This is a genomic window from Chrysiogenes arsenatis DSM 11915, assembly GCF_000469585.1.
GTDB lineage: Bacteria > Chrysiogenota > Chrysiogenetes > Chrysiogenales > Chrysiogenaceae > Chrysiogenes > Chrysiogenes arsenatis.
On record NZ_AWNK01000007.1, the window covers coordinates 97,564 to 114,998 of the forward strand.

Here is a 17,435-nt window from a genome sequence, read left to right on the forward strand (position 1 = left end):
CAGAGCAAGGGAGGAAATCATGGCAATTAAAGTGGCAATCAACGGATTTGGTCGAATCGGTCGTGGAGTATTTCGGATCGCCAGCACTCGCACCGATATTGAAATCGTCGCCATTAACGATCTGACGGATGCGCAAACTCTCGCCCATCTTCTGAAATACGACTCCGTGCAAGGGACGTTCCAGCAGGACGTTGTTGCTGGAGACGGAGCCATCATTGTAAACGGAAAAACCATCAAGATTTATGCTGAAAAAGACCCGGCAAAGCTCCCTTGGGGTGCGCTCGGGGTTGAATATGTGGTGGAGTCCACTGGTATTTTTACGGATCGCGATAAAGCGGCCGCTCACCTTACCGCTGGCGCAAAGAAAGTTATTATTTCGGCTCCTGGGAAAAATGAAGATCTGACCATCGTGTTGGGCGTGAATGAAGAAAAGTACAATCCCGCTTCGCACCATGTTGTTTCCAATGCTTCCTGTACCACCAACTGTTTAGCACCGGTGGCAAAAGTGTTGCTGGATACCTTTGGTATTGCGAAGGGGTTAATGACCACTATTCACTCGTATACCAACGATCAACGTATTCTCGATCTTCCACATAAAGATTTGCGTCGGGCACGTGCCGCCGCGATGAGCATGATTCCAACCACGACAGGAGCGGCGAAAGCGGTGGCGCTGGTATTGCCAACCCTCAAAGGGAAACTCGATGGCCTTGCGGTGCGGGTTCCAACGCCCAACGTTTCTATGGTGGACTTTGTCTGCGAAGTAGAGCGCCCAACAACCGTAGAAGAAGTAAATGGAGCACTGAAGGCAGCCGCCGAAGGGCCACTGAAGGGAATCCTCCAATACTGTGATCTTCCACTGGTGAGTGTCGATTTCGTGGGGAATAGCAGCTCCAGTATTGTTGATGCCGATAACACCAAGGTGATTGGTGGGAATATGGTGAAGGTTTTTGCGTGGTATGACAACGAGTGGGGATATTCATCGCGTGTTGTGGATTTAGTATCCTTCATGTCTAGCAAGGGGTAACCGATGCGCAAAAAATCGGTTAAGGAAGTTTCCCTCGCCGGGAAACGAGTCTGGACGCGGGTAGACTTTAATGTTCCCGTGAAGGATGGAGTCGTTACCGATGCTACGCGCATTGAGGCTGCCCTCAGCACGATACGTTACATTGTTGAACAAGGAGGCAAGGTTATCCTTGCCTCTCATTTTGGTCGCCCCAAAGGCGAACGTCGCGATGATATGTCGCTTGCACCAGTTGCACCGCTCTTATCTCAAATCCTTGGACAGCCAGTAGCCTTTGCGCCCGATTGTATTGGTGCTGAGGTGGACAGCATGATTGCCGCAATGAAAAATGGCGATGTTGTGCTGTTGGAAAACACCCGTTTCCATAAAGGTGAAGAGAAAAACGACCCAACGCTTTCGCAGCAGTTTGCCGCGCAGTGCGATGTGTATGTGAACGATGCCTTTGGTGCGGCACACCGCGCACATAGTTCTACTGCTGGGATTTGCGATTATGTGCAGGAGAAGGTGTGCGGCTTCCTGATGGAACAAGAAATCGAATATCTCGGTGCGAAAATTGCTGCTGCTGATCGCCCTTTTGTCGCCATTTTGGGTGGCGCGAAGGTCTCTGATAAAATTCCCGTCATTGAAAATCTGATTCCAAAAGTTGACGCTATTCTAATTGGTGGCGCTATGGCCTATACCTTCCTTGCTGCACAAGGTGTAAGCACAGGGAAATCTATGGTGGAAGAAGATAAAAAAGATCTTGCGCTTCAGTTGCTTGCAAAAGCAACGGCTGCAGGGGTAACTATTGGACTTCCGATTGACCATGTTGTCGGCAGAGAGTTTTCCGAAGTAACCGAAAAGAAAATGACAGCAGACCGCGCGATTGGCGAAGGGTGGATGGGGCTCGACATTGGGCCACAAACCATCAAGCACTACGAGCGACTCATTGGTGATGCGAAGACGGTGTTATGGAATGGCCCGATGGGAGTTTTCGAGTGGAAAAGCTTTTCTGAAGGGACATATGCCGTAGCCCATGCGATGGCGGCAAATACACAAGCGATCACGATTGTTGGCGGCGGCGATAGTGTGAGTGCGGTCAATAAAAGTGGTACAGCTGCGCAGATGTCGCATATTTCTACTGGGGGAGGAGCAAGCCTAGAATTGCTTGAAGGAAAAATTCTCCCTGGCGTCGACTGTCTGAACGATAAATAGTACTCTGTTTTGTTTCCGTTTGCTTGACGAATTCTTTTTCAGTGTGCTAGTTTACGCAGGTTTTTTGCACTCATTGGCACAAGGTTCTTCATTGTGAAGTGTATATCTCATCGGAAAAGGGGTTAGAAGTGATTGACCTGAATGTGACGTTTTTTGTTCAGCTGGTCAATTTCCTCGTTTTTCTGGTACTTCTGAACATTATTGTGGTGAAGCCACTGCTCAGAGCTATCGAGAAGCGGGAGAAAACGATTGCTGACGCAAAAGCCAGCGTCCAGAACACCGACGATCTTGTCGCGCGCAAAAAAGCCGAATACGAAGCCGCACTGGAGAAACACCGTGCGGAAGCTCGTGCAAAGGCCGAAGCCGCCAGAGTCGATGCTCTGAAAGTGCAGGAAGAGGTGCTTGGGAGTGCGAAGCAAGACGCCGGTAAAATCCTCGCAGCTGGTATGGGAGAAATTGAGGCACAATTGGCTCAAGCGAAGGCTCAACTGAACGTTGAATCCAAAGCGATTGCCCAGTTGATTGTCCAGAAAATTGTTGGGAGGGCTTCATGAAAAAAGCTCTCTCGCTGGTAGTGCTTGGTGTGTTGGCAGTTCCAGCCGTTGCTTTTGCAGCTGGCGACCCTGCCGATATGATCCCGAAAGCGATTAACTTAGCAATTTTGCTTGGTGCTATCGTGTATTTTGGCAAAAAGTATGTCGTTGATTTCTTCTCGAATCGTACTGCTACTATTGAAAAAGAGCTGAATGCCGCTCGTATAGCCAAGCAAGAAGCGGAGCAGAAAGCGAAAGAGTACGAAGAAAAGTACCGTGCTGTCGAAAAAGAGCTTTCGGAAATGAAGGCGACTTCAGAGAAGATTGCTCAGGAAGAGCGCGAGCGGATTATTCGTGATGCGCATGAACTGGCCGAAAAAATGGTTGCCAATGCCAAGGCGTCAATTGAAATCGAATTCAAAAAAGCAACCAACACTATTCGCCAAGGGATTGTCGCAGAGGCGCTAGAGCAGGCGTCAGGTTCTTTGCGCTCTTCACTGAACGCAGCAAACAACGAGGTACTGGTAAAAGAGTACATTGTTGCGGTGAAGGGGGAGTCGTGAGTCAGTATGTTGTCGCCAAGCGTTACGCCAAAGCAGCGTATGAGCTGTTACGTGATGCTGGCAATACCGAGTTGTTTTTTGATCAAGTAGTTCCTTTTGCTGACGAAATTTTGAATGACAAGTCCCTTGCCGGCTTTTTTTTGAACCCGACGGTGCAGCGTGAGTTGAAAGTTGAGGTCATGCAAAAAGCAACGGCCGCAATTGATGCGACGTGTGGCCGTTTTCTGGTGCTTTTGGCGAACAAGGGACGGCTGGAGATCATGCGCGAAATTATTCGTGCCTATGAAGAGCTGTACAATGCTGAGAAAAATATTGTTCAGGCCGATGTTCGCAGTGCTTTTGCACTGAGCGATACGACAAAAGAAGAAATTCGTACTTGCCTTGAGGCCTTAACCAACAAGAAAATCACGATGGAAGTATCCGTTGATGATTCTCTTATCGGGGGGATGACGGCTCAAATTGGTTCTACGCTGTACGACGGATCCGTTCGCGGCCAGCTTGACAAACTGAAAGAAAGCTTGGTTAAAGCTTAAATTTTATTGAGGTGACGAGCGAATGCAGATCAAAGCTGAAGAGATCAGCCGGATTATCAAACAGCAAATCGAAGGGTTCGACAAGAGCTTCGATGTGCAAGAGACCGGTAAGATCATTTCCGCCGGTGACGGGGTTGTGCGCATTTATGGCCTCGAAAACGCGATGGCGGGCGAATTGCTTGAATTCCCAGGCGACCTGTACGGAATGGTACTCAACCTGGAAGAAGACAACGTAGGTGCGGTTCTTCTTGGGGAAGCAACATCAGTTCGCGAAGGCGATTTGGTGAAGCGGACTGGAAAAATTGCTCAAGTTCCAGTAGGTGAAGAGATGGTTGGCCGCGTAGTAAACGCGCTTGGTCAGCCAATTGATGGCAAAGGGCCAATCAATGCCAAGCAATTTGGTTTGATTGAAAAGAAGGCTCCTGGGGTTATTACGCGGAAGTCTGTTCACGAGCCGATGCAAACTGGTATTAAGGCGATCGACTCCATGATTCCAATTGGACGTGGTCAGCGTGAACTTCTGATTGGCGACCGCCAAACTGGGAAAACGACGATCGCGATTGACACGATTTTGAACCTGAAAACAGAAGATGTGTATTGCATCTATGTAGCGATTGGCCAAAAGCGTTCTACCGTTGCACAGGTGGTTAAAGTACTCGAAGAAAACGGCGCTATGGCGTACACAACGGTTGTTGCGGCAACGGCTTCTGAGCCGGCTCCACTTCAGTTCCTTGCTCCATATTGCGGTGTTGCGATTGGCGAATACTTCCGCGATAACGGCAAGCACGCGCTCATCATTTATGATGATTTAAGTAAGCAAGCAGTTGCTTACCGTCAGCTTTCGCTCTTGCTCCGTCGTCCGCCAGGGCGTGAAGCGTATCCTGGTGACGTATTCTACATCCACTCGCGCCTGCTTGAGCGTGCGGCGAAGTTGAATGATGAACTTGGTGCAGGATCATTGACGGCGATTCCTATTATCGAAACACAGGCGGGTGACGTTTCGGCGTATATTCCAACAAACGTTATTTCGATTACCGATGGCCAGATATTCCTTGAATCAGATCTTTTCTACTCGGGGCAGCGTCCTGCCGTTAACGTCGGTATTTCGGTATCGCGTGTTGGTGGTGCGGCTCAGATTAAGGCGATGAAACAAGTTGCCGGTACTATGAAACTCGAATTGGCACAGTTCCGCGAATTGGCGGCGTTTGCTCAATTTGGTTCTGACCTTGATGCGACAACCAAAGCGGTTCTTGATCGTGGTGCTCGTCTATCTGAACTGCTGAAGCAGTCAGCGTACAGCCCATTCAAAGTTGAAGAGCAAGTTGCTTCTATCTACTGTGGGGTTCGTGGTCATCTGGATGATATTCCTGTCAATGCGGTGAGAAAGTTTGAAACAGAGTTTCTCAACTTCCTTCGTTCGCAGCGGGGTGATGTCATGACGGAAATTGCGACCAAGAAGCAACTCGATGAAGCGACTGAAGGCAAACTGAAAGCGGCTATCGCAGACTTCAAAAAAACGTTCAGCGCCTGATCGGAAAGGGAAGTAGGCAATGGCAGGTTCCAAGGAAATTAAACGCCGGATTGTTTCGGTAAAGAATACTCGGCAGATTACTAAAGCCATGAAAATGGTTTCGGCTGCGAAGTTGCGTCGTGCTCAGGAGGCGGTACAAAGTGCTCGTCCCTACGCCAACAAGCTGCGGGAAGTAATCGCCAACCTTGCTGCCCGAACCAGTGAAGATGCTCACCCCATGCTCGCAAACCCGAAAGAGGTAAAAAAAGTACTCTTCTACGTTTTTACCTCTGATCGAGGTTTATGCGGAAGCTTCAACTCTGCCCTTATCCGAGCTGCCAAACTGGCAATTCAGCAAAAGCGCAGTGAAGGAATAACCGTCGATGTTATTGCCATTGGCAAAAAAGGGCGTGATGCATTTCGTCGGGATCAAGGATTCCAAAAAGCATTCATTGATATTACAGGTCGACTGAATTATGACGATGTTCAAACGATTGCCGGCGAATTGAGTGAAAGCTTTATGTCTGGTACGTATGACGAAGTTCATTCCGTCTACAATAAATTTGTTACCGTGTTAACACAGGTGCCAACAGCAGTACGGGTTTTGCCGATTGAAGCGACTCCAAACGATGGAAGCGACGAAGAAGCACTCGGGTATCTCTATGAACCTTCGGAAGAGCAACTCCTTGCGGAGCTGCTTCCGAAAAATGTGGAAGTACAAGTGAATGCCATGCTGCTGAACTCAATGGCCAGTGAACAAGCTTCCCGTATGACGGCGATGGATTCGGCTACAAACAACGCCAGCGAAATGCTGCGTAAGTTAAGCCTCAAGTATAACCGGGCTCGCCAGGCGGCCATTACCACCGAGCTTTCAGAGATTATCGCCGGAGCCGGTGCACTCTAAAATACCCCTTGTATAAGGATGGGAGAATTATGAACAAAGGGAAGATCACACAGGTCATCGGGCCAGTTGTCGACTTCGCGTTCGACGCAGACAAGATTCCAGATATCTACAACGCAATCGAAATGAACATTGATGGCCGTCGCTTGGTGCTCGAAGTACAGCAGCACCTTGGCGAAGGGATGGTTCGTGCCGTTGCTATGGACTCAACAGATGGCTTAGTACGTGGTATGGAAGGGGCAGACTCTGGTCATGCCATCAATATGCCCGTTGGTCAGGCAACTCTCGGTCGCATTTTGAACGTTATCGGTGAGCCAGTTGACGAAGCTGGCCCGGTAAATGCCGATGAATACTGGCCTATTCACCGTGAAGCACCTGCCTTTATCGATCAGGATACTGAAGGGGCGATGCTCGAGACTGGTATTAAAGTTGTTGACTTGCTTTGCCCATACGCCAAAGGGGGAAAAGTTGGTCTCTTCGGTGGTGCTGGTGTTGGTAAGACCGTTCTTATCATGGAACTTATCCGTAACATTGCGACTGAGCACGGTGGATATTCTGTATTTGCTGGCGTTGGTGAGCGTACCCGTGAAGGGAACGACCTCTATCATGAAATGATTGATTCTAAGGTTATCGATAAAGCCGCGCTGGTGTATGGTCAGATGAACGAGCCACCAGGAGCACGGATGCGCGTAGCCCTTTCTGGGTTGACGATTGCGGAAAAATTCCGCGAAGAAGGGCGCGATGTTCTCTTCTTTGTCGACAACATCTTCCGCTTTACCCAAGCAGGTTCAGAGGTTTCGGCTCTCCTTGGTCGGATGCCTTCAGCCGTTGGGTATCAGCCGACACTGGCAACCGAGATGGGGAACCTGCAAGAGCGGATTACGTCGACCAAAACTGGTTCGATTACCTCGGTTCAGGCTGTTTACGTTCCTGCCGATGACTTGACTGACCCAGCGCCTGCGACGACGTTTGCCCACTTGGATGCGACCACAGTTCTGAACCGTTCGATTGCCGAACTGGGGATTTATCCAGCGGTTGATCCACTTGATTCAACGTCACGGATCCTTGAGCCTGCTGTCGTTGGTGATGAGCACTATCAGGTTGCGCGTTCGGTGCAGAACGTGCTGCAGCGCTACAAAGCATTGCAGGATATTATCGCCATCCTTGGTATGGACGAACTGAGTGAAGAAGATAAGCAAATTGTTGCACGTGCGCGTAAAGTTCAACGCTTCTTGTCGCAACCGTTCTTCGTTGCAGAAGTCTTTACTGGCAGCCCTGGGAAATATGTTCCAGTAAAAGAAACCGTCCGTGGCTTTAAGATGATCGTCGATGGTGAACTTGACCATCTGCCTGAGCAAGCGTTCTACATGGTTGGAACGATTGATGAGGCGATTCAGAAGGGCGAAAAACTGCAAGCCAGCGTTAAATAAGGGGGAATTTTATGGCTGAGACCATCGGTTTTGAGCTGATTACCCCACAAAAGCAGCTGTTAAAGCTTGACGTTGAGCAAGTTTCTATGACTGGCATCGAAGGGGATTTTACGGTTTTACCAAACCACACTCCCTTTTTGACGGCACTTAAACTGGGTGAACTTACCTATGTTGTCGACGGGAAAGAAACGCACGTTTTTGTTGACTGGGGCTTTTGTGAGGTTCTGCCTCACCAAGTTACCGTACTGGCTGAAACAAGTGAATTGGCAATCGATATTGATATCGAAGAGGCTCGGAACAAAAAGATGCAAGTGGAAGAGGTTCTGCAGCGTGCAGAATATGAAGACACCATCGCATTCGAGCGGGCTCGGGTTGAACTGATTCGTCAGATTATGCGTATCAGCATTGCTGAGAAATACGGCAGATAACTTTTACGTGTTATGCGTAAAAAGCCGACACCTTACGAGGTGTCGGCTTTTTTTTGATGTATGCGAAAAAAATTGGGATCGACGTAAGGTCGATCCCAATAATCGCAGGAATGGGTGCTTGATTTAAAAACCGTATTCTATGCCCGCACTTACGATATTATAATTATCATTTCCTGATTTATCGTTTTTCACGTCAGCATACGAAATTCCAAAAGTGAGGTTGGGAATGATTTCGTAGCCCACACTCAGGTCAAGTTCTTTTTCTTTTGTTTTATCTATTCCATCAAAATAGCGAGTTTGGCCATAGAGCGCCCCAAGGGAAACACCAGCGATTTCTACACCAGCACCAAGGTAGAACGTACGTGCATCGTCAGATAATGTGTTATTTCCTTCTGCAAATGGCGTTTGATCGCCAAAAGATGCGATGAACCCTGCACCTTTATCGTCAACTGAAATATAGCCAGCAGTAGCGCTAAAAATATTAAATGCAACCCCTTGTTCAATCCAAGCGACATTACCATCTTGCCCGCCAAGGTTGCTATCTACACTCGAACGGACATACTGTCCCATGGTAGTCGCTGTCAGCCCTTCCATAGGCTCAAACGTAGCAGTAAGCTTGAGGCCGGGAGCGCGGAAGGCATCAGGTGCATGATAGTAGTAAGGGTTAATTTCGAGCCATGTGATAGGGGTGTATTTGGCATCAAAGACGAAAAGACCACTGGTTTCTTTATTAAGCCCAGCGCCTGTCAAGGCATCATTATCGCTCAAAAGAGAAAACTTATCGCTTACTTCATCGACGCCCACAACCGCTTGGCGCTTTGCCCATACGAAAGTAAGTCCAAGGTTTTCGATAGCATCAACGGTGGCCGTGGCGCCTTCAATATAGTCGCCGAGCCACTCAAGATCGGCTGCATGGCGCCCAGCAGTAATACCAACGACTCCTTCACGGGTATAGCGAATGAAAGCTTCATGTATGATAGCATCTTGTGCAATAAGGGCGTCATAGTTGCCATCATTTTTTTCGCTCAAACGTGTAGTCGCCCAAGCACCCATTCCAAGGCTCAATCCATGCAGTGGAGCCGTTTCGTAGCTAATCGAAGCATTCCCGTTAGAAAATCCTTCGTCTGGAGTGGCGGCATCGTCATAATTAGTTTGCTGGCCATAAATTCCTACGTGACCAGAGACAGACCCATTTTTGAACGATTCTTCGAGTGCGTTGGCAGAAGCCATGGCAGGGATTGCGCAAAGAGCAGCCGCAACAAATAAACTGTGGTGTACACGATTCATAAATCCTCCATAAAGTGTGATATTTGAGAACTTGTCAGTGAGTTGATAATGTAAAGAGGATGCAAAATCAACTGACAATTTACAGAAAGATAGATGTAACAAACATGACAGAGTTTATAATTAATGGTATCCAAATTATTTACGCGCCATTTAAGAGAGAAGAAATATTTTGTATGTCGTATTTTGTCAGTTAGTTGACATTGAAACGTAACTAATTTGAATGTAGCACAGGAGCGAGTTTCGTAACTTATGAGAGCGGGGTTGTAATGGACTCAACAACACAATATGCTATAGCTTGCTGGGCGGTATGCGAGAGCGAAAGATGCACGCGGTACTGTTCAATGTGGCTAAATACTGCAAGGCGGCCGTGCAGCTTAAGGAATGGTTTCCCAAGGTGATCATGGTAAACTTCCATGTCTTGAAAGGTGCAGTCACGGAGGCCTGTTCCGATCGCTTTTAAGAAGGCTTCTTTGGCTGCAAAGCGAACGGCGTATCGCTGTGATGGGCTCGCAGCGCGTGACGCATATTCAATTTCACTTGGCGTGAAAACACGTTCTAAGAATTTAATTGTGACATTGTCGAAGCGGTGCACTTCGACAATGTCAACTCCTATGCCATAAATCACGATTGCATGACCCGACTCATGAGTTCTTTCATGTGGCGAACTGCCTGCTCGAGTCCACAAAACAGGGCGCGTGAAATGATGCTGTGGCCAATATTCAGCTCTTGCATCCCAGGGATTTGAGCAATTGCTATCACGTTTTGGTAGTTCAACCCGTGCCCTGCGTGCAAATAGAGACCTTGTTCAAGGGTGAACTCGGAAGCCCAGACAATACGGCGGAGCTCTTCCCTTTGTTGTTGATTCATTGCATTGGCATAGCTGCCAGTATGAATTTCGACCGCATGTGCGCCAGCGTCATTACATGCCTGAATCTGTTCTTTATCGGGATCAACAAAAAAACTGACCAAGATGCCAGCCTCGCGTAGGGTGCGTGCCGCACTTTGAAGTGCATGAAAGTTAGCTTTCACATCAAGCCCTCCTTCGGTGGTAAGCTCTTCACGCTTTTCAGGGACGAGAGTGACTTGTTCTGGTTTGGCTTCACAAGCAATGCGAATCATTTCATCCGTGCAAGCCATTTCCAGATTAAGTGGAAGAATAGAGGTTTGACGGAGGAGGGAAAGGTCGCTGTCCTGAATGTGGCGGCGATCTTCACGCAAATGGATGGTAATTGAATCGGCTCCGCCAAGTTCGGCGGCGAATGCAGCGGCTACAACGGATGGTTCGGCACCACGCCGTGCCTGACGCACCGTAGCAATATGGTCGATGTTGACTCCGAGTTTCATGGGTTCTCCTTGTGTGCTGTCGTTGTAAATTGCATAGTATAGTAACGGGCATAATGGCCGTTATGTTTTAATAGTTCTGCGTGGTTGCCTGCTTCTGCGATGCGTCCTTGCTCAAGAACCACAATTTTATCAGCATGGGTGATAGTGGAAAGACGATGGGCGACAATAAACGTAGTGCGACCTTGCATGAGATTGTGCAGCGCCGCCTGTACAAGAGCTTCCGACTCATTATCCAGAGCAGAGGTGGCCTCGTCGAGTATAAGAATGGGAGCATTTTTGACGATGGCGCGGGCGATACAGAGGCGCTGACGTTGGCCACCGGAAAGGCGAACGCCACGATCACCAATGACGCTATCAAGTCCTTGTTCCATTGCCATGACAAAATCGTACGCATTTGCGGCTTTCAGGGCAACGATAACTTGCTCTTCTGTCGCATCGGGTTTTCCGTAAAGAATGTTTTGGCGCACGGTGTCATTGAAGAGGATGGTTTCTTGATCAACAAACGCTATTGCATTCGCGAGATCAACATGCGTAAAATCTTTGATGTTAACTCCATCGATAGTAATGGCGCCTTCTGTAACATCATAAAAACGGACAAGCAGTGAAGCCAGAGTTGTTTTGCCACCACCGCTCATACCAACAAGAGCGATAACATCACCAGAGTTAGCTTCTAAGTTGATATCACGCAGTACCCATTCGTCGTCATAGCGAAAGCTGACATTGTGAAAGATGACGTTGCCGTTAATATGTTCGATTTTCTTGGGTTCGGTAGGGTCTGTGATTTCGTGCGGCGTATCGAGGACTTCAAAAACTCGCTCGGCAGCACCGAAAGAGCGTTGCAGGACGCTGTTCAGTGCGATAAGGCGCTTAACGGGAGCGAGCATCAACCCAAGAGCAGTTAAAAAGCTGAAAAACTCTCCGGTAGTCATGCTGCCATCGATGACTTGTTTTCCGCCAAACCAGATGATAGCCGCAATACCAAAGCTGGAGATGAGTTCGATGACGGGTGAGGCAAGCTGTTCATTTTTGATAGTTTTGACGATATAACGGTAGTACCGATCGTTGATGGTGGCAAAGCGGTTGATCATGGTGTGGGACAATGCGAATGATTTAACAATTTTTATGCCGCTAAATGTTTCTTGAAGGGTATCAGAGAGCTCACCAATTTTTTCCTGTGATTGAATCGTAAATTTTTTAATTTTGCGCCCGATTGTGCGCACAGGGAGTATGGTGAGCGGAAGTACAATGATAGCCAGTAAGGTGAGTTGCCAGTTTTGATAAAAGGCAAGACCAAGGAGTGCGATAGCGGTGAGGGAATCTTTCAGGAGAACGGTAACAGTGTCAGCTATAGCAACTTGCATGGTGCTGACATCGTTAATCACTTTGCTCATCTGTGATCCAACTGAGTTTTTGCTATAATGACGAACGGGTAGCCGCACCATGTGTGAGTAGACTTCATTGCGGATGGTTTGCATGGCGAGTTGTCCTGCTATGCGGATTGTTACCCCTTGTATGTAGCGGAAGACGCCTTTCAGGAAAAAAAGGGCGATGACGCCAAAGGGAAGCAACTGAAGTAATGTGCCATTTTGACTGATAAAAATATCGTCCAAAACAGGTTGGACGAGGTATGCCATGACACCATCCGTTGCAGAAACTGCTATGCTGAAAAAAATTGATATACCAATGAGTTTTTTGTATGGCATGACATACATAAAAAGTCTTTTAGCGATCATACAAGGTTTTTCTATCCTTCACGTTTATTTTAGTAAGTGGGTGAACTCTAGCTTTTCATATTGATTCTTACAAGTGTTTTTACTACACGATAATTTTGTCTGTATGTGGCGAAATTGACCATAGATAGGGACTGCTTTCTATGCTATAAGCGTGTATAGAGAGTGAACGTGAAAGGGCGATTTGTGAAGAATTTTTGGAAATGGTGCGTGGATGTCTGGCTGCGGTGGTATTTGTGGCGCCACCCGCGCGATGCTTCTGGTCTGCAACATCGACATCGACTGAATCAGGTTCCCCGTTCTATAGTTGTCTACTCCAATACGGCTCTTGGGGATACGTTGATGTCGACCCCCGCGCTGAAAGCGCTACGCGAGTCATTTCCAGCGGCTCACATCACGCTCTTTATTCACGAAAAAATCCATCCACTTTTTGCTCATTTTCCCTATGTTGACGCGTTTTTATTGTATTATGGGGGGTATCGGGGGTTTCTCAGGAACGTTCGTGAGCTTCGTTCAATGCGTCCCGACTGTATTCTCATTTTTCATGCAAATGGGCCGCAGGATATTCCCAGCGCAGTTCTCTCAGGCTGCAATATTATTTTGAAGTCTCCTACTTGCAGCCCTTATAGCTCCCTCCTTTCGCACCAATTTACGTTCCCTTCGGGAGTACATACAATCGAAGAGCGTCTTGAGATCGTTCGCTTTCTGGGTGGTCGAGCCAGTGATATGCGTATGGTGCTATCCCCTGAATATTCGCAAAGTACCGAGCGGCAGTATTTTTCTGATCACAATGTGGTTATTGGCTTTCAGGTGGGTGCATCGGATATTTACAAAACGTGGCCTATTGAGAGTTTCTGTGCACTTGCCGTGCAACTGTTGAATCACAATAACAATATCATTATCGCACTGTGTGGAACTGCCCAGGAAAGGGCGATTGCGGAAAAAGTGGTGCAGGTAGATCCGCTTCGGGTGAAGAATTATTGTGGCAATACTCAGATTGCCCAATTGCCATGGCTCGTGCGGGAATTTAACGTGCTGGTAAGCAATGACACAGGAACAATGCACGTAGCGGTAGCGCTCGGTGTCCCGACCGTTGGGTTGTTTGCAAGCACAAATCCTTCACACACCGGTATCGTTCAGGATCTCGATAAACATGTCATGATAGTTGCGGAAGATTGTGTATGGGAAAGTAATGTTCCGAAAAAGCAGAGGAGTAACGTGGGTATGGGGGCAATCTCAGCGAATGAAGTGTATCAGTGCGTGTGTCGGCATATCGTGACTACGGGAGGTGGCTAATGTTCGCGAATGCTTTGCAGAGTACTCAACAGCGCGTGGAGGTGTTTTTTCTATGCATGCTGCTCTTAGTGCTGCCACTTGCTGAAGCACCGAAAAATATCGCTTGGATGCTTTTTGTTATAGCTTGGTTGTGGGGAATGAGGTCAGAGCCTGATAGATTATTTCGGTGGGATTTTTGGGACAATGTGTTTGCTTGTTTCATTCTTGCAAGTGCCTTTTCCGCTTTTTTCGCAAGTGTTTCGGATGCGCAGTGGGGCGGCTTTCTCGATGTTTTGCGGTACACCCTTGTAGGGTGGATGCTTGCGCGGAGTCATTATAAAATAAGAACTTATGTCCTATTGTTGCAGTGTGTAGTTGCTGGCACCATCATTGCGTTGATACATGGATATTGGAATTTTGTTTTCACAGGCAAGCGGGGTGTGTTGCAGTTGCATTCGGTTGGGCATGTAAACCATAGTGCCATCTATCTTGCATTATCTTTTGCTGTTTTGATGGCGTTTGTCTTTTGGTACGTCCGCCAGCCTGATGTGGTGAAACGATTTGGCTTCTGGGGCTTCATGACGTGTTGCCTTTTTTATGGGGTATCTCTATTAGAGATGGCGAGTCGGGGTGCGATATTGGCCTTTGCTGTTTTCTGGGTACTTGTCGTCATTGCGTGGTTCAGGGTTTCATTTAAGCAGGCGGCTATGGCGAGCGTTCTATCTGTAATCATTATGGCCGGATTTATTATTGCGATACCTCACGCCACTGCAAAATTTTTGCAAATGGGGGTGGCAGGGTCAGAAGGTTTTAGTCACCGAGATAGGTTGGCCAATGTCGCTTACGAAGGATGGCGTGAGAATCCTGTCGCCGGAGTTGGAATGGGAAATTTTCGCCATATCACATTGGAGTTGATTGCCTTGCGGAAGGAACAGCGAGGGGAGGTATTTGACCCGGAAAGGTATCTGGGTTCGAACCATGCTCACAGTTTGTATATGAATACCCTTGCAGAAAAAGGTATTCTCGGATTCTCTGCCTTGCTTTTTCTAATTATTGTCTGGGCAGGGTCACTGTGGAAGAAACGAAATTTACTCTATTTGTCAGACCAGCGTCTGATTGTATGGTTATCTGCTGTAGGAGGTCTTGTTGTGACGTTTGTGAGCGGACTATTTAATACATCGTTGCATACGGAACATGGTATCCTCTCTATGGTGCTTTTCGGAGTTTGGGTTGGGTTGTTTAGAGAGGCAAATCAATGAAAATTCTTATTCTGAAACGTGATAAAATAGGCGACATGTTGCTCACTACTCCCATGCTGGCGCATTTGCGCGAGAGCTTTCCCAGTGCTCAGATTGATGTTTTGGCCAACTCTTACAACGCTTGGGTTATTCAAGGACATCCTGCTGTTGACCATATTCATATCTACCAGCGGTACCGCGAAGGAAAGAAAATATCTATTACTGCGCTTTGGAGCCAGCTTGTATGCTTTTTGCGTATACGAAAAGCCTGCTATGACTATGTTATTGTCGCCGGTGGCGATTTTTCCCATCGGGCATTACGTAGAGCCCGCCTAACAGGAGCTAAGTACCAAATTTCATTTTTGGAGGGTGAGCAAGGTGTGAGAGCACCAGTGACCCACCCTATTCCTGCTATCAGCTCCCAGTTGCATGAAAGTCAACGCATGCTGATGTTGCTTGAGCCGTTTGGTGTAAAATTACCGGAAGTGCTTTTGTGCCCAACATTTCAACTTCCTACCGTATGGCGGAGTTGGACACTAAAGTGGCTTAGTGAGAATGGTCTTGATGAGCGTGAATACATTGTCCTTGGGCTCGGAGCACGTCGAGCAAAAAAGCAGCCTTCATACGATCAAATAGTGCGATGGACTGAGCATTTTTATAGGAAGCATAGGTTGAAAACAATTTTCATGTGGACTCCAGGGGCTTCGAATAACCCTATATATCCTGGTGATGATGATATCGCTTTGCCGGTAGTAGATGCCAAAATGCCGTGGCTCATTCCTTTTCGGGGTGCTATTCTCCCTGCCATAGGGCTTATTTGGTCAGCTTCTACATCTATTTTTCCTGATAGTGGATTGATGCATTTTGCCGCAGCGAGTCCCGGTGGGGTGCTAGGGTTATTTGCGGAAACTGATGTTTCTCCACATCCCAGCCAGTGGGGACCCGTCGGGGCGAATGTATCGTTTCTTGATACACCAAAGGCAGTGGCTGAATTGCCTGATGACGATGTATATGCAAAAGTCGACTCTCTTATCGCTGGGCGCACGAAGGGATCGTAGCGTACAGGTAGGGATTTGTTTTGGGATCGTTATACATTTTGAATTGGCGGTAAATTTTAAAGTGTGCTGTTCCGTTTGCTATGCCGATTATGAAGCGATCGAAACATATTGAGATGTCCGTCCGCTGCTCTTGTAGCTTAGCGAGTTTGAGCTGGCAAGCGTTTCGGTGGTTGTCATCAGCGTCATCGCGATGAGCTTGTATTGCCATGTGGTGGATCTTCAGGCTCAGAATGGAGAGGCGATCGATGATGCCGCCTGGAGTTTCACTGTTTGTCCATGAGTCTGATGCGGGAGCAATATTCGTGTACTGCATCAAAAGAACCTCATCAATAATTTCTACGGCATCATTTCTTTGTTGGTTAAATGAGTCGATAGCTCTTTTATTAGCTGCAATTTCGCTATCGGGGACATTTTTTCTGCGTGCTTGATCTTCTTCTTTCCAGAGTGAGCAATTAAAGAAATGATTTTTATCTATGGCAAGCCACAACGGATCACTTTCTTGATAAAGCAATACTGGCCAAGATTGGTGTTGAAGAACTCTGTCATGGTATTGTGTAATGGTAATTGCGTTTAGCAAGGCTTAATTTCCTTCCAATGTTTCTTTTGTTGCATTTTTATTAAAGGCATCGAATCGCGATAAACGTTTGAATAGTTTCGTGTTGACCTGAATGGAGAATGTGGTTGACAAGTAGTCAAGTAACTTAAAGTCGTTGATACCGTGAAGTTCACCGGTAATCCAAGTAACCGAATTAAGAACATCATTGGGAAATGACGTGATGATATCGTATTCTGCTCCTTCCGTATCTATCTTTATGATATCAATCTTCTGGTTCTCAATTTCTTTAAGAAAGGTTGATGGTTTAGCAATTTTTACGGTTTCCTGCTTTGCGATATCAATACCTAGCGAGTGAATTGAGCCTCCTCCAAAGTTTGTTGCATCATCAGAGAGGTAAAATGTTGTTTCTCCGTCCGCAGAACCGAAGCCAAGGCAATGAGCGGAGATGTTCGGATAGTTTTTAGTGTTATTGACAAGCAATTCATAATTTTGGCGACTTGGCTCAAAAGCGTATATTCGCGAGTTAGGAAAGCAGTTTGCGAAATAGATTGAGCTAAGTCCGATATTTGCACCTATGTCGAAAATGACATTAGGACGCAATTTAAAAGGTGGCTTGTATTCCGCTTTTGTTCCAGTTTTCAAAAGAATTTCATATATGAGCCGAACATCACTTGTTCCACTACGGTAGAAAATTTCCTTTCCCTTGTAGGTGAACACTTTAATGGTTCCATCACCTTTTCTTGCCAAGGTAAATGTTAAAGACCCTGAACGTAAAAAATATTTCAAAAATTGTTTCACTAATATACTCCTTTATCGTGTGATGCGGCAGTGGTT

General features: G+C 47.2%; 18 protein-coding genes. 12 read left to right on the plus strand and 6 right to left on the minus strand.

What is annotated here, in order from left to right:
- The first annotated feature begins 19 nt into the window (after positions 1-19).
- From gap to P304_RS0106045, 9 genes are all read left to right on the plus strand, one after another.
- Positions 20-1,024, plus strand: a complete 1,005-nt coding sequence (gene gap / locus P304_RS0106005) for a type I glyceraldehyde-3-phosphate dehydrogenase (RefSeq protein ID WP_027389799.1) — start codon at positions 20-22, stop codon at positions 1,022-1,024.
- A 3-nt stretch (positions 1,025-1,027) separates the two neighbouring features.
- Positions 1,028-2,215 carry a phosphoglycerate kinase gene (locus P304_RS0106010; RefSeq protein WP_027389800.1) on the plus strand — a complete coding sequence of 396 codons (1,188 nt, stop codon included), beginning with the start codon at positions 1,028-1,030 and terminating at the stop codon, positions 2,213-2,215.
- 128 nt (positions 2,216-2,343) lie between these two features.
- The gene (locus P304_RS16085) at positions 2,344-2,769 is read left to right on the plus strand and encodes a F0F1 ATP synthase subunit B (protein ID WP_051321462.1); all 426 of its coding nucleotides are present in this window, start codon (positions 2,344-2,346) and stop codon (positions 2,767-2,769) included.
- The gene (locus tag P304_RS0106020) at positions 2,766-3,311 is read left to right on the plus strand and encodes a F0F1 ATP synthase subunit B (RefSeq protein ID WP_027389801.1); all 546 of its coding nucleotides are present in this window, start codon (positions 2,766-2,768) and stop codon (positions 3,309-3,311) included. Before P304_RS16085 ends, P304_RS0106020 begins: the two co-directional genes overlap by 4 nt.
- Entirely contained in the window at positions 3,308-3,844 is a 537-nt protein-coding gene (locus P304_RS0106025) for a F0F1 ATP synthase subunit delta (RefSeq protein ID WP_027389802.1), read from the plus strand. The genes P304_RS0106020 and P304_RS0106025 overlap by 4 nt, the downstream gene beginning before the upstream one ends.
- A 22-nt stretch (positions 3,845-3,866) precedes the next feature.
- Positions 3,867-5,375 (plus strand): F0F1 ATP synthase subunit alpha, encoded by a 1,509-nt coding sequence (gene atpA, locus P304_RS0106030; protein ID WP_027389803.1) that lies wholly within the window; start codon positions 3,867-3,869, stop codon positions 5,373-5,375.
- 19 nt (positions 5,376-5,394) lie between these two features.
- On the plus strand, positions 5,395-6,258 hold the full coding sequence (atpG, locus tag P304_RS0106035) for an ATP synthase F1 subunit gamma (protein ID WP_027389804.1): 864 nt from the start codon (positions 5,395-5,397) through the stop codon (positions 6,256-6,258).
- 29 nt (positions 6,259-6,287) lie between these two features.
- Positions 6,288-7,685 carry a F0F1 ATP synthase subunit beta gene (gene atpD / locus P304_RS0106040; RefSeq protein WP_027389805.1) on the plus strand — a complete coding sequence of 466 codons (1,398 nt, stop codon included), beginning with the start codon at positions 6,288-6,290 and terminating at the stop codon, positions 7,683-7,685.
- A gap of 11 nt (positions 7,686-7,696) precedes the next feature.
- Positions 7,697-8,113 carry a F0F1 ATP synthase subunit epsilon gene (locus tag P304_RS0106045; protein WP_027389806.1) on the plus strand — a complete coding sequence of 139 codons (417 nt, stop codon included), beginning with the start codon at positions 7,697-7,699 and terminating at the stop codon, positions 8,111-8,113.
- Between the two features lie 123 nt (positions 8,114-8,236).
- Here the strand turns inward: P304_RS0106045 and P304_RS14325 are convergent, their stop codons facing one another.
- The 4 genes from P304_RS14325 to P304_RS0106065 all read right to left on the minus strand — a co-directional run bounded on the left by P304_RS14325 (position 8,237) and on the right by P304_RS0106065 (position 12,477).
- Positions 8,237-9,400 carry an Opr family porin gene (locus P304_RS14325; RefSeq protein ID WP_051321463.1) on the minus strand — a complete coding sequence of 388 codons (1,164 nt, stop codon included), beginning with the start codon at positions 9,398-9,400 and terminating at the stop codon, positions 8,237-8,239.
- 247 nt (positions 9,401-9,647) lie between these two features.
- Entirely contained in the window at positions 9,648-10,025 is a 378-nt protein-coding gene (gene acpS, locus P304_RS0106055) for a holo-ACP synthase (RefSeq protein ID WP_027389807.1), read from the minus strand.
- Complete coding sequence (locus P304_RS0106060) at positions 10,022-10,744, minus strand: pyridoxine 5'-phosphate synthase (protein ID WP_027389808.1); 723 nt, start codon at positions 10,742-10,744, stop codon at positions 10,022-10,024. The genes acpS and P304_RS0106060 overlap by 4 nt, the downstream gene beginning before the upstream one ends.
- On the minus strand, positions 10,741-12,477 hold the full coding sequence (locus P304_RS0106065) for an ABC transporter ATP-binding protein (RefSeq protein WP_027389809.1): 1,737 nt from the start codon (positions 12,475-12,477) through the stop codon (positions 10,741-10,743). Before P304_RS0106065 ends, P304_RS0106060 begins: the two co-directional genes overlap by 4 nt.
- Positions 12,478-12,684: 207 nt before the next feature.
- Between P304_RS0106065 and P304_RS0106070 the strand changes: the two genes are divergently transcribed.
- From P304_RS0106070 to P304_RS0106080, 3 genes are read left to right on the plus strand one after another with little or no spacing between them, the layout of a single operon-like run.
- Positions 12,685-13,770, plus strand: coding sequence for a glycosyltransferase family 9 protein (locus P304_RS0106070; protein ID WP_152514495.1), 1,086 nt, complete (start codon positions 12,685-12,687; stop codon positions 13,768-13,770).
- On the plus strand, positions 13,770-15,008 hold the full coding sequence (locus P304_RS0106075) for an O-antigen ligase family protein (RefSeq protein WP_027389811.1): 1,239 nt from the start codon (positions 13,770-13,772) through the stop codon (positions 15,006-15,008). The genes P304_RS0106070 and P304_RS0106075 overlap by 1 nt, the downstream gene beginning before the upstream one ends.
- Complete coding sequence (locus P304_RS0106080) at positions 15,005-16,045, plus strand: glycosyltransferase family 9 protein (RefSeq protein ID WP_027389812.1); 1,041 nt, start codon at positions 15,005-15,007, stop codon at positions 16,043-16,045. Before P304_RS0106075 ends, P304_RS0106080 begins: the two co-directional genes overlap by 4 nt.
- Here the strand turns inward: P304_RS0106080 and P304_RS0106085 are convergent.
- Together P304_RS0106085 and P304_RS0106090 are read right to left on the minus strand one after the other, a co-directional pair.
- Entirely contained in the window at positions 16,017-16,622 is a 606-nt protein-coding gene (locus tag P304_RS0106085) for a DUF4254 domain-containing protein (protein ID WP_027389813.1), read from the minus strand. The two genes, P304_RS0106080 and P304_RS0106085, sit on opposite strands and share 29 nt — an antisense overlap.
- 3 nt (positions 16,623-16,625) lie before the next feature.
- A complete protein-coding gene (locus P304_RS0106090; RefSeq protein ID WP_027389814.1) occupies positions 16,626-17,399 on the minus strand; it encodes an FkbM family methyltransferase in 774 nt (257 codons plus the stop codon).
- Positions 17,400-17,435: the final 36 nt, after the last annotated feature.